Genomic DNA, 12,265 nt, shown 5'->3' on the forward strand with positions numbered 1-12,265 from the left:
CTAGCCTGATAACAGACCAAATGCAGTAAACCCAAAGAACAGCTCCTAACCTGTATGACGCATTTCACCGTTCGCACTTCCGGTCAGTTTTCAATCCTCTTGAAAGCCTTTCGCAGGCAGGCCGGGCTCACCCAACGCGAAGTGGCGTCGCGCCTTGGCGTAACTCAACAGACCTATTCCGCTTTGGAGAGAAACGCAGCTGCTGCCTGTTCCGGCAAGCTGTTGAAGGTGCTGAACGTCCTCGGTGCCGACCTTGTCTTGGCAGAGCGAGTGAAGACTGCCGCCCATCCGCAAGAGAGCCCCGAGGAGTCTCGGCATGTTGCTCACCCCAGGTGGTAAGCGCGCTGATGCCAAAGCGCCATGTCGCACGCAGGAGCGCTGACAATCCAGCTCGCAGAAATCGTCCGCAATCAGCCCCATGCCGCTCCGCTACCACACCGTCCCCGTCACCCCCTTCCAGCAGAACTGCTCCCTCGTCTGGTGCGACGTCACGAAGGACGCCGCCGTCATCGATCCGGGCGGCGAGGTGCCGCGTCTGCTGGCCGAGGTCGCGCGACTGGGGTTGACGCTCAAGGCGATCTGGCTGACCCACGCCCACATCGACCACGCCGGCGGCACCGGCCAGCTCGCGCGCGAGCAGGGCCTGCCCATCGTCGGCCCGCACCAGGGCGATCAGTTCTGGATCACCGCGCTGCCGCAGCAGGCCGCGATGTTCGGCTTCCCGCCGGCGGAGATGTTCAGCCCCACCCGCTGGCTCGAGGACGGCGACAGCGTCCAGATCGGCCACGAGACGCTGGCCGTGCGCCACTGCCCCGGGCACACGCCCGGCCACGTGGTCTTCCACTCGGCGAGCGCGCAGCGCTGCTTCGTCGGCGACGTGCTCTTCGCCGGCAGCATCGGCCGCACCGATTTCCCCGGCGGCGATCACGACACGCTGATCCGCTCGATCAACGAGCGCCTCTGGCCCATGGGCGACGACACCGTGTTCATCCCCGGCCACGGCCCGGAGAGTTCCTTCGGCGAGGAACGACGCAGCAATCCCTTCGTCGGCGGCCGCTGGGGCTGAGCGCCCCGCTCACAAGGGCGCCAAGCCGCTGTCCAGGAAGCGCGATTCCGGAAACCCGCGCAGCGCCCGGGCGGCGAGCTCGACCAGCTCCTCGAAGCTGCGCTCCTTCTGCAGCACCGCCACCGAGCCCATGCGATCGGCCTCGATCGTGAGCTCATCGGAGATGTAGCCCGTCGTGATGATCACCGGCACGCGCGGCAGGACCGCACGCACGGCCTTGGCCAGTTCCAGCCCGTTCATCCCCGGCATGGAGAAATCGGTCACCAGAAGCTGCACGGTGACGCGCCCGGCCTCGATGTCGTCGAGGCAATCGCGCGGCTCGGCATAGGTCCGCAGGTCGTAACCCGCCTTCTTGAGCAGCGCCTCCACCATCATCAGCACGATGGGATCGTCGTCGACGTAGATCAGCTGCTCTCCGTCGCCGGGCTCGGCCACCTTGGCCAGCGCCGCCGAATCCAACGGCGCCGCCTCGTCCACCACGGGCAGGTAGACGGTGAACAGCGTCCCTTTTCCCGGCGCAGACTGCACGTCGATCGCGCCGCCATGCGCATGCACGATGCCGTTGACGATGTGCAGCCCCAGACCCGTGCCCTGACCGCGCGGCTTGGTCGTGAAGAAGGGCTCGAACAGCCGTTTCACTACTTCCGCCGGCATGCCCTGGCCGTCGTCGCGCACGCTGAGCTCCGCATAGCTCGTCGGCGCGACGCGGCCGATGGTGAAGGCATGCGGCACGTCGAATTGCACCGCCCGCAGCGCGACATGCACGTGCCCGCGTCCCCCCACCATCGCCTGCCAGGCGTTGGTGCACAGGTTGAGCACCATCTGTTGCACCTCCGACGGATCCACCGTCGCGACGCAGCCCTCACCGCTCAAGTCCACCGTGAGCCGCACCGTCGCCGGCAGCGTCGAGCGCAACAAGCCGATGCTGTCCTCGACCAGCGGCCGCAGTTGATGCTGGGAGACCTCGTGCGCCCCGCCGCGCGCGTAGACCAGGATGCGCTGCACGATCTCGCGCGCGCGGTCGCCGGCGCGCTTGATCTGCCGCATGTGCTCGCACAGCGGCGAGTCCTTGGGCAGCGCCTCCAGCATCATCCCCGCGTGGCCGAGGATGGCCGCCAGGATGTTGTTGAAGTCGTGCGCCACGCCGCCGGCCAAGGTCCCCAACGACTCCATGCGCTGGATGCGCACCAGGTTCTCCTCAAGGTCGACGCGGGTGAGCTCGTCGGACTTGCGCACCGTCACGTCGATGAACAGGATCAGCAGCCCGCTGGCGCAGGGATAGGCGCGGCACTCGAACCAGCGATTCACCCGTGGGCTGAACTCCTCGTAGACATGGGTCGCGCCGCCGGCCATCGCCGCCTTGGCCTCCGTCTCGAAGCGCGTGTTCAGCAGGTGGGGGAAGACGGTCCAGTACTCGCGGCCCAGCAGGGTCTCGCGCGAATGGCCGCAGCCGCGCTCGAACGCGACGTTGACGTAGGCGATGCGCCAGTCGTGGCGCAGCAGGATGACCGCGTCGGACGCGAAATCGAGCGCCGCGCCGACCTGCGCGACGTCATCGGGCCGCGATGCCGACGCGTCGCTGCTGCTGGACTGGACCTTCTTCGACATCTGGGCCTCCCGACTGCACGAGGCGTGATCGTGGACCACTGGCCGAAGGCAATCGCGGCGCCACGGGCCTAAATGTAGGGGGGACGGCGCGCCACGGCTACTGCCGGGAGGGCCGATGCCATCGGGGTTCCCGACGATCGGCACGCTGACGGACGCGAGCGGTCATCGCTCGCGGGCGGCATCAGCGCCGCGGCGCGGCCATCGGCTCGAAACGTTGCGACGGCTTCGGCGCGCGCTCGTAAAGCCCCTCGACGCGCGGCAGCGTACGCTCGATGTCTCGGATGCGGGTCGGACCGGCCGGGTGGGTGGACAGGAACTGCGGCGGCGCGCCCTTGCTCGCCTGTCCCATCTTCTGCCACAGCGAGATGCCGGCCCGCGGGTTGTAGCCGGCGCGCGCGGCCAGCTCCATGCCGACCAGATCGGCCTCGCTCTCGTCCTCGCGGCTGAAGGTCAGCTTCAACAACTGGCCCCCGATATTGGCGACGCCCCGTCCCAGATTGCCCAGCCCGAACAGCGCCGCGCCCAGTTCGATTGCGCCGTTGGTCGCAGCCGACTTGCCCATGCGCTCGCGGGCATGCTCGCGCAGTGCGTGCGCGACCTCATGGCCCATGATCATCGCGACCTCGTCGTCGCTCAGCTGCAGCTGCTGCAGGATGCCCGAGTAAAAAGCGATCTTGCCGCCGGGCATGCAGAAGGCGTTCAGCTCGCGGGAGAGCAGCAGGTTCACTTCCCAGCGCCACTGCTGCGCGCGGGCGTTCCACGGCGCGGCGAACGGAATGATGCGCTGCGCGATCGCGCGCAGCCGGACCACCTGCGGGTGGTTGGCGGGCGCCAGCGCGTTCTGGCGCTGCGCCTCGCGCATCATGCGCGTGTACTCCTGCAGCGCGCCGGCCTCGACCTGCTCGGCGGAGACCAGCTTGGTGAAGGCGCTCTGCTTGCCGACGTTCACACCCTCCTGCGCCCAGGCCGGGACCAGCGCCATCGCGCCGCCCACGCCCAGCAGGCCGGTGAACAGGCGCCTTCCGGCGCTGCGCGGCGCATCGGCGTGGCAATCGCAGCGGCCGAAGCCGAAGGACGCGCTCAGCGCATAAGACGGATGGGCCGTGTCTTCGAGATCGGCATGCATGGGATCGGAGGGGAAGTCAGCGTCAACCATGTCGGCATTCTAGGGAGGCGACAATACCGCGCATCATGTCCCAGCCGCCCAAGTCGCCTGTCCCGTCGCCCGTGATCACGCCGTCCCCGGCCTGCGCGACCTCTCCGCTCGATCCGCAACAGTTCCGGGCCGCGCTGGGCCTGTTCGCCACCGGCGTCACCATCGTGACCGCTCGCGCCGAGGACGGCACCTTGGTCGGGCTGACCGCCAACTCGTTCAACTCGGTGTCCCTGTCGCCGCCGCTGGTGCTGTGGAGCCTGGCGCGCCGGGCGGGCTCGATGCCTGTGTTCAGCCGTGGCTCGCACTATGCGATCCACATCCTGGCGGCGGATCAAAAGGAACTCGCCCAGCGCTTCGCCACCCGCGACATCGACCGCTTCGCCGGTGTGCGCTTCCACGAGGGCTGCGGCGGCGCGCCGGTGCTGGAGGGTTGCGCCGCAGTCTTCGAGTGCGCCAACCGCAGCCAGTACGAGGAGGGCGACCACGTCATCTTCGTCGGCGAGGTCGAGGCCGTCACCCGCGTCGAGCAGGCGCAGCCGCTGATCTTCCACGGCGGCCGCTACTACACCGAGCTCCCGATCTGAGCTGAGCTGAGCTGAGCTGAGCGGACGCAGGCCCGCGCAAGGCCCAGCGCCGGGGTCAGGCCTTGCGTCCCGCCGGCCAGAACGGCGGCATGCGGCACACCGCGCGCCAGCGCCAAGCCACCAGCCCCGACGTCAGCACGACCGAGCCCGCCAGCACCCACCAGGGCGAGAGCCCCGTCACCGCGCACAGCAGCAGGCTCAGCCCCATCGGCAGCATCACGACCAGGACCAGCAGCGTCACCCGGGTCGAGGACGGGGCGGGCTTGCTGGCCCAGTCCTGCCACAGCAGCACGCCGAAGGGCAGCGACACCGCCGCGAAATGCACACCCATCAGCGGCAGATCCGCGGCACCGCCGCGCACCATCAGCACCATCGAGGACATCGCCGCCACGCCCAGGCCCCAGGCGATCAGGAAGTTGCGCAGCAGGCGCGGCGCGAGGATGCGGTTCATCGCCTCGCCGCGCGGCATGCCGGGCACCAGCAGCAGCAAGGCCTGCTCACGCCGCATGCGGTGCTGCGCGCCGGCCACGCCCATCGCCGGCCCGATCAGCGAGCACATCAGGCCGAAGCTCACGCCCGGCAGCGCGCCGTGCAGGAACTGCGCGCCACGGTCCCACCCGAGCCAGAGCCGCATGATCACGCCCGCCAGCAGCAAGGCCCCGTACATGATGGCCACCATGCCGCCCAGCGCGGTCCAGTGCAGCCCGCGCAGGACACCGAGCTCGGCGCGCGCGGCAACGCTGGCCGGCGTCGGCTTGGCGGTGCGCAGCAGGTGCTCGCGCCAGACCGGCAGACCCCAGTTGAAGAATCGGCCCAAGCGATCGCCCCAGCTGCCCGGCACCGACATCGCGCGCGAGCCGCCGGCATTGGCCAGGCGCTCTCGCATGCGGCGATTCGCCTCCCAGGTGCGGACATGCGCCTGGCCGCCCTCCTGGAACATGCGCCACATCAGCGCGCTCATCGCCAGCATCAGCACCGCTGCCATCGACAGCGGCTGATGCGCGTGCCAGTCGGTCAGCGCGCCCAGCAGCATGCGCCAAGGCACGGTGTCCTTGATCTGCGCATAGAGCAGCGACGGCACGATCCAGACAAAGAACCACAGCACCGGCCAGCGCAGCGCCATCGCGAAGACCAGCATCACCACCCCGAAAATCGGCATCCAGCCCCAGACGTCGCCGTTCAGCGCCGACATCAGCAGCCCGCACAGCGCGGCCATCGCGATGAACAGGCCCACCGCCGTCTCGCGCAGCTGACGCACATGCGAGGGCACCAGCCGCGCCGTCAGCGGATGGTTCTGCCAGGTCAGCCCGCTGGCCAGCACCCACCAGGCGAATTGCAGCGCGACCGCCGCCGCGACGCTGAAGGCGGTCAGCGCCGCCGACGACGAGCGGATCGACCCGATCGCCCCCACGGCCAGCGGCGGCAGCGCCAGCCACCAGATCCCGCGCAGCGAGCGCCCCAGCGCCCGAAGGATGGCGCCGTGGCCGCTGACGCCGGGCAGCGGCAAGCCGCCGTGAGCCTGCGTCGCGGCGCTCATTGCGTCAGCTCCAGGAACAGGTCCTCCAGGCTCAGCCGCTCGCATCGCACGATCGCGTCGTTCGCCGGCATCGTCTCTCCCTGGAAGCGCACCAGCCAGCGCTGCTGGCCGCCGGACTCGCGTCGGCGCAAGACCTGGCCCCCGTGCGCGGCGACCGCGGCGTCCAGCGCGGCGGCTGCACCCGCGAGCAGCCGGACTTCCTCCGACAGCGCGTCCTGCGGCGCCTGCAGCGCGATGCGGCCCTGGCTGAGGAAAGCCAGGTTGAAAGCGACCCGCTCCAGGTCCGACAGGATGTGGGTCGAGAACACCACCGTCGTGCCGCGGTCCAGCACCTGGTCGACCAGCTCGCGCAGGAAGTCGCGCCGGCCGGCGGGGTCCAGGCTGGCGACGGGCTCGTCCAGCACCAGCAGGTCGGGCTCATGCGCCAGAGCGCGGACGATGGACAGGCGCTGCTGCTGGCCTTGCGACAGCGCGGCGATGCGCCGGTCCCGTGGAATGTCCCAGCGCGACATCAGGCCGTCGACCTTGGCGTCGTTCCAACGCGGATAGAAGCTGCGGAAGTAGCGCAGCAGGTCGCCGACATTGAACTCCTCGAAGAGCGCCGCGTGCTGCGGCACGTAGCCCAGCCGCGCCCGCAGCGCGTCGTCGGGCGTGAGCGCCGGCTGGCCGAACAGGCGCACCTCACCGGCCTGCGGCTCGCGCAGGCCGAGCAGGGTCTCCAACAGCGTCGTCTTGCCGGCGCCGTTGCGACCCAGCAGTCCGACCACCTGCCCCGGCTCCAGCGTCCAGTCCAGCCCGGCCAGCACCCCCGGTTGGCCCTTGTAGTCGACCCGCAGCCCGGTCGCTCGCACCGGCGGCGCGCTGAGCGCGGAGAGCGCGTCGTGCTCCGTGTGCGCTGCGGCCTGGTGCGTGGTGCTCACGGTGCTCGTGGCGCTCGTGGCGCTCGTGGCGCCGAAGGTGTTCGTCATGCTCATCGCTTCACTCCCTGTTCCTCCAACAGCGCCTCGAACAGCGCCAGTGCCTGATCGGCAGGCAACTCCAGCTGGCGCGCCTCGGCGGCGGCCTTCTCCAGCGTGGGCCGCAGCAGCTCCACCCGCGATCGCGTCTTCATGGCCTTCTGATGCTGCGCGGCCACCACCATGGGCAGGCCGCGGCGACGCTCAACGAGTCCTTCCGCCTCCATCAGCCCGAAGGCCTTGGAGATCGTCATCGGATTCACCGCCAGCGCCTGCGCCAACTCGCGTGCCGACGGGATCTCCTGACCGGCCACCAGTTGCCCGCTGGCGATGCGCCGGCGCAGCTGGTCCACCAGCTGCCGGTAGATGGGCTCGGCCGAGCCCGGATTGATGTTGAAGAGCAGATCGTTGTCCATCGTCGCGCCGCCGCGTCGCCTCGTTGCGTCGCCTCACCGGCAACGTGTATGCATACAGTAATACACTTGGACGGATCGGGTCAAGTGCGGAAGGACAACCGGCCCCGGGACAGGTGTCACGGGGCCGGCGTCAGCAGGCGCTTCGGGTGTGACGCGTCGCGGGCGTCGACTCAAGTCGACCCGGCGCGCGGGGAGACGGTCACTGCACCACCACCCACCCCGACGGCTGCCATCGCAGCAGCACGTCCGTCAGCGGATTGGCGGACTTGCCCATCACCTCGCGCACCTGCGCGCGCAGCGCGTCGCGCGCGGCGGGCGTGTCCTCGCCGATATAGAGCACCGTGCCGTTGTCCGGCGCCGCGACGATGAGCACGCCGTTCTGCGCGTCGGCCAGCGGCTTCCAGTCGTCGATGAAGATCAAGCGGCTGGGCTGGGGCACCGGGCCGTCCAGCCGGCCCACCTCGCCCGAGGGCGCGGGCTTGGCCGTCTGCAGCACCTGCGGCAGCGCGTTGTAGGTGTTCTTGCGCGCCTGCTCGCGCGCCTGGTCCACCGACAGCCCCAGCGTCTTGTAATCCTGCTCGCTGATCAGCCGCGTCGCGCGCGTGGTGTCGAAGACCGGCACCGTCACCAGCGGACCGACGAAGGGCCGCGGCCGATAGGTCGTGCTGTCGCCGCGGTTGTCGCGCTGCGCCTGCTGCACCGAGGCGGCCGTGCGCACCGCCAGCCGCAAGGACTCGCGCGTGGCCGGAATCGTCGAGGCGCGGAATTGCTCGGCGGTGCTCTTCACGAAGGCGTTGACGTCGTCGGCGCAGTTGCCGCGATTGGACTCGCAGCCCGCGTAGAGCTTGTCCAGCTTCGTGCGCTGCGCCGCGATGCCCAGCACCAGCGGCTCACGCACCGCGACGGTCTCGCCGCCGAGCTGCTGCCGCAGTTGGGCGGCGACGTATTCCGTGAAGCCGGCAGCGTCGTGCGGGACGCCGCCGGTCTGCGCGAACGCAGCCCCGCCCAGGGCGCAAGACAGCGCCGCGACGGACGCGGCGAAACGGGAAGAGGAACGGGATCGCAGAACCGGCATGAGGACCTCCGGGTTGTCATGGGGAGGCCCCCATCGGGCAAGCAGCGATCCCGCCCTTCGCAGGCCGTACGGCCTCAGCCCTGCACGCGGTATTGATCCGCGCGCGCCAGGCCTTCCATCGCCGGATCGCTGATCGACGGCGCGCCGGTCTCCACGTGGCCGGCGAAGCGGCGCAGGAAGTCCGCCTGACCGTTCACCCGCACCGACACGTCGTACCAGAACGCGCTGGCCGCGATGGAAAGACGCAGCTCGCTGCGGCTGCGCGCGGGCACGCTGACCGTCGTCGACGCGGTGCTCTGGTACTTGTTGTGCGCGACGCTGAAGCTCGCCGCGACGGGGCCGGTGTTGACCAGCGTCACCAGCAGCTCGCCGGTGGACGGGCTGGCCTTGACGATGACGTCCGGGTTGGGCTGACCGGCCGCCGCGACGCGCCGCGCATTGCCGGCGAAGTGGCGATGGAAGCCGTTGGGACCCAGCACCCACAGGTCGTAGGCGCCGGTGGCCGACGGCGCGAAGCTGCCGGTGATCTCCTTGCCCGCCCCGACCGTGTAGCGGCGCGGGATGTCGCCCAGGCGCAGTCGGTCATAGACGTGGAAGACGGCGGCGGCGCGGCCGGTGTTCTGGAAGCTCACCGCGACGGCGGTCGCGTTGGGACCGGCGCCCGCGGCCAGCGCCGCGGTCGCCTGCAGGTCGTAGGGCAGCGCGCGGGCCGGCCGCACGCCGCTGTTCTGCGTGGGCAGCTGCAGCGCGGTCGGCGCCGGCGGCGTGGTCGTGCCGGGCAGCGCGCGCGCCTTGTTGGCCAGCGCGACGGTGGTGGGCAGCTTGGAGAAGAACTCGCTGTCCTCCGGATCCGCGAAGTTGAAGCACGAGGTCAGATCGCCGGCGACCGCGCGGCGCCAGGCGCTGATGTTGGGCTCCATGATGCCGAATCGGGCTTCGATGAAGCGCAGCACCGAGGTGTGGTCCGCCACCTGCGAGTTGACCCAGCCGCCCTTGCTCCACGGCGACACCACGTACATGGGCACGCGCGGGCCCATCCCGTAGGGACGATGCAGATAGGTGGCCGAGGCGCCGTTCAGGATCTCGCAGTGCTCGCCGGTGAAGTCCACCGTCGAGGCGCCCGCCAGCACGGCCTGCGCCGGGTCGGCATTCCAGCTGACGTAGGACGGCGCGGCGGGCGGCGGCATGTGGTCGAAGAATCCGTCGTTCTCGTCGAAGTTGATGAACAGGACGGTCTTGCTCCAGACCTCGGGGTTGGACGTCAGCGCGTCCAGCACGCGCGAGGTGTAGTCCGCGCCCTGCGCCGGGCTGGACGGGCCGGGGTGCTCGGAGCCCTCGGCGGTGGCGACGATCCAGGACACGGCCGGCAGGCGGTTGTTGATGACGTCGTCGCGCAGCATGTCCAGATCGCGCGTGGACACCCCGCGATCTTTCAGCACCTGCGAGAAGCCCGCGCGCCCGTACCACGCGTCGCGGAACACCTTGAACCCGGCCAACGGGTTGTCGGTGAAGTTGTCGCTCATGTTCTCGTAGACCTGCCAGCTGATGCCGGCGGCCTGCAGGCGCTCGGGATAAGTGGTCCAGGTGTAGTCGGTGGCCGGATTCGAGTTGAAGGAATCGTGGCTGTTGTCCGTAGACGGGCCGTTGCCCTTGCGCAGCGGATCGTTGGTGCCGGTCCAGATGAACAGGCGGTTGGTGTTGGTGCCGGTCTGCGTCGCGCAGTGATAGGCGTCGCAGAGCGTGAACGCATTGGCCAGGGCGAACTGGAAGGGCAGATCCTGCTCCTTGAAGTGGCCCATCGAATGGTTCTGCTTGGCCTTGGGCCAGTTGTTCATGCGGCCGTGGTCCCAGGCGGCCTGCGCGTCGGTCCACGAGTGCGGCGTGCCCGACACGCGCATGAAGGCGAAGTTCTGCGCGGTGTTCAGGTGGAACGGGGCGATGGCGCCGGGCGCGGCGTTGTTGACCGTGGGCTGGACCCACACGTTGCGGCCCTTGATGTTGGTCGAGTCGGCCACCGGCGCCGGGAAGGGATCGCCGAAACCGCGCACCCCGTTCATCGTGCCGAAGTAGTGGTCGAAGGAGCGGTTCTCCTGGGTCAGGATGACGATGTGCTCGACGTCCTGGATCGTGCCGGTGCGCACCGCCGCCTTGATGGACAGCGCGCGGGCGATGGCCGGCGGGAAGCTGGTCATCGCGGCGGTGGCGCCGGCCGCGGTGGCGACGGCGCGGAGGAACTGGCGGCGGGGCGGATGCTGTTGCGTCATGGCGGTGCTCCTCAGGCGGCGATGGCGGTGGAAGGCGAGGCGCCGGCCTTGCGGCGGCGCACGATCAGCGCGGCGACGGCCAGGCCGCCCAGGGCGAGCGCGCCGGAGGCCGGCTCGGGAACGGCGGCGGCGAAGGTCAGGTCGTCCATGATGAAGAAGGCCGGATCGTTGCTGCGGAAAACGATGCGGTCGACCAAGCCGGCGTAGCCGCTGTCCAGGAAGGTGGGCACGTCGCTCAGACCCAGGCTCAGCGTCGAGGCGACCAGACTGCCGGCGAAGTACATGTCGATGGCGACGTTCACGCCTTGGAAGCCCGCGAACCAGGCGCCCTGGAAGGTGCTGGGGCTGAGGAAGCCGATGGCGCTGGTGGCGCTGGAGCCGTCGAAGCCCAGCGTGGCGCGGCGGTCGCCGGAATGGGCGGTGTAGGGCGACTGCTCGCCCGCGAACTGGAACCAGGAGCTGGCGGACCAGTCCAGGCCAGCGTAATTGGTCGGCAGGGTGCCGTCGTCCTTGAGGTCGTCGAAGGTGACGACGGTGGCGGACGCGAACGGGGCGGCCAGGGCCAGCGTGAGCGGCAGCAGGACGGCGCCGGCCAGACGGGCCAGGCCAAGGGCACGAGTGGAACGGACAGGGCGAGCGATGAGCTTGCGCATGAGGAGGTCTCCAGAAAATCGTCGGAACGGTGTCGCGGTCGCGTGGGATCACGCGGGGTCAGGCCTTGCTAGACGAGGTGGGCGACGGACGCGGCGGATGGTCGGAGGGCCGGGTGACAGTCCGGTGAACGGTCGGTGTCAGAGGCGGGCGCAGACCTCCATCTGAGGGGGGAGGTCGCCGGAAGGCGGGGCGCGTCGCCAAACCGCCGCGGGAGCGTCATGTAACGCTGGATGTGGCGAGAGTGGTGAGGGATGTGACGAGCTGATTCGGCGCGGCGTGCCGCGGCTCGCTGGCAATGTCCGCAATGACCTTGATCAGTCTCTGCGGGGGGACTGACCTCCCTGGATCAGTTCCCCCATCAGGACCGCATTTCGGAGGAGTTACAGGCGTGATCTCTTTGCCGAGACTTTGGGCTTCGGGCCGTGGGGCCTGGGAAACAAGGAATGAACATGACCATCGACATCAGCATCAATCACGCGTCGCCGGATCGGCGTCGATTGGAGCTCGAAGACTCTGGCGATACGGACAACTCAGACCTGCACGCTCTGGTCCGTGCGTTGCGCTTTCCAGGAGAGGTCTTCGGCGACGCAGCGGCGATGGCGCCGGAGGCCCGGTGCGAGGATGGCATCTGGGATGCCGTTCCGCACGACCTGGAAGATGTGCTCGCGGACTTCGAGCTGACGGCGGAGCACCCGCTGAAGGTGCTCCGGGCCACCGCCGAGTTCCTGCACCTGCATCAGCTGCGTCTGTGCGGGCATCCTTGGCTGTGCGTGCTGCGCTATGAGGATGTGTCGACGATCTCGTACGTGCTCCATCTCGACCTGTGTCGCGAGGATGCCAATGACTGGCACGAACGCTACCTGCACATGCTCGCGAGTCGCGATCTGCGCCACGAAGCCTTCTCGATCAGCCTGCGCAAGCGCGGTCCGCGGCGTCCTTGACGTCGAGG

The 12,265-nt window shown here is 69.4% G+C and carries 12 protein-coding genes; 4 read left to right on the forward strand and 8 right to left on the reverse strand.

Going from position 1 to position 12,265, the window contains the following annotated elements:
* Positions 1-54: 54 nt before the first annotated feature.
* Both ABDW59_RS07800 and ABDW59_RS07805 read left to right on the forward strand, forming a co-directional pair.
* Complete coding sequence (locus tag ABDW59_RS07800) at positions 55-339, forward strand: helix-turn-helix transcriptional regulator (RefSeq protein WP_343629034.1); 285 nt, start codon at positions 55-57, stop codon at positions 337-339.
* Positions 340-418: 79 nt separating this feature from the next.
* Positions 419-1,066: an MBL fold metallo-hydrolase gene (locus ABDW59_RS07805; RefSeq protein WP_343629035.1), complete on the forward strand. Its 648-nt coding sequence runs from the start codon at positions 419-421 to the stop codon at positions 1,064-1,066.
* Positions 1,067-1,075: 9 nt separating this feature from the next.
* On the opposite strand, the gene ABDW59_RS07810 is transcribed toward ABDW59_RS07805, so the two are convergent.
* Positions 1,076-2,674: an ATP-binding protein gene (locus ABDW59_RS07810; protein ID WP_343629037.1), complete on the reverse strand. Its 1,599-nt coding sequence runs from the start codon at positions 2,672-2,674 to the stop codon at positions 1,076-1,078.
* 181 nt (positions 2,675-2,855) lie between these two features.
* Positions 2,856-3,830 (reverse strand): M48 family metallopeptidase, encoded by a 975-nt coding sequence (locus ABDW59_RS07815; protein ID WP_343629038.1) that lies wholly within the window; start codon positions 3,828-3,830, stop codon positions 2,856-2,858.
* Positions 3,831-3,865: 35 nt separating this feature from the next.
* Here ABDW59_RS07815 and ABDW59_RS07820 point away from each other — a divergent pair, with 35 nt between their 5' ends.
* Positions 3,866-4,414 carry a flavin reductase family protein gene (locus ABDW59_RS07820; RefSeq protein WP_343629039.1) on the forward strand — a complete coding sequence of 183 codons (549 nt, stop codon included), beginning with the start codon at positions 3,866-3,868 and terminating at the stop codon, positions 4,412-4,414.
* Positions 4,415-4,469: 55 nt separating this feature from the next.
* Here the strand turns inward: ABDW59_RS07820 and ABDW59_RS07825 are convergent, their stop codons facing one another.
* The 6 genes from ABDW59_RS07825 to ABDW59_RS07850 form a co-directional block, all read right to left on the reverse strand.
* The gene (locus tag ABDW59_RS07825) at positions 4,470-5,951 is read right to left on the reverse strand and encodes a hypothetical protein (protein ID WP_343629040.1); all 1,482 of its coding nucleotides are present in this window, start codon (positions 5,949-5,951) and stop codon (positions 4,470-4,472) included.
* Positions 5,948-6,925: an ABC transporter ATP-binding protein gene (locus ABDW59_RS07830; RefSeq protein WP_343629041.1), complete on the reverse strand. Its 978-nt coding sequence runs from the start codon at positions 6,923-6,925 to the stop codon at positions 5,948-5,950. The genes ABDW59_RS07825 and ABDW59_RS07830 overlap by 4 nt, the downstream gene beginning before the upstream one ends.
* Positions 6,922-7,323, reverse strand: coding sequence for a GntR family transcriptional regulator (locus ABDW59_RS07835; protein ID WP_343629042.1), 402 nt, complete (start codon positions 7,321-7,323; stop codon positions 6,922-6,924). Before ABDW59_RS07835 ends, ABDW59_RS07830 begins: the two co-directional genes overlap by 4 nt.
* Before the next feature lie 199 nt (positions 7,324-7,522).
* Positions 7,523-8,398: a hypothetical protein gene (locus tag ABDW59_RS07840; protein ID WP_343629043.1), complete on the reverse strand. Its 876-nt coding sequence runs from the start codon at positions 8,396-8,398 to the stop codon at positions 7,523-7,525.
* A gap of 74 nt (positions 8,399-8,472) precedes the next feature.
* Positions 8,473-10,662, reverse strand: a complete 2,190-nt coding sequence (locus ABDW59_RS07845; protein ID WP_343629044.1) for a phospholipase C, phosphocholine-specific — start codon at positions 10,660-10,662, stop codon at positions 8,473-8,475.
* Between the two features lie 11 nt (positions 10,663-10,673).
* On the reverse strand, positions 10,674-11,315 hold the full coding sequence (locus tag ABDW59_RS07850) for a PEP-CTERM sorting domain-containing protein (protein WP_343629045.1): 642 nt from the start codon (positions 11,313-11,315) through the stop codon (positions 10,674-10,676).
* A 450-nt stretch (positions 11,316-11,765) separates the two neighbouring features.
* Between ABDW59_RS07850 and ABDW59_RS07855 the strand changes: the two genes are divergently transcribed.
* Positions 11,766-12,257 carry a hypothetical protein gene (locus ABDW59_RS07855; protein WP_343629046.1) on the forward strand — a complete coding sequence of 164 codons (492 nt, stop codon included), beginning with the start codon at positions 11,766-11,768 and terminating at the stop codon, positions 12,255-12,257.
* Positions 12,258-12,265 lie beyond the last annotated feature (8 nt).

It is taken from the genome of Roseateles sp. (genome assembly GCF_039595295.1).
In the GTDB taxonomy this organism is placed as follows: Bacteria; Pseudomonadota; Gammaproteobacteria; order Burkholderiales; family Burkholderiaceae_C; genus Roseateles.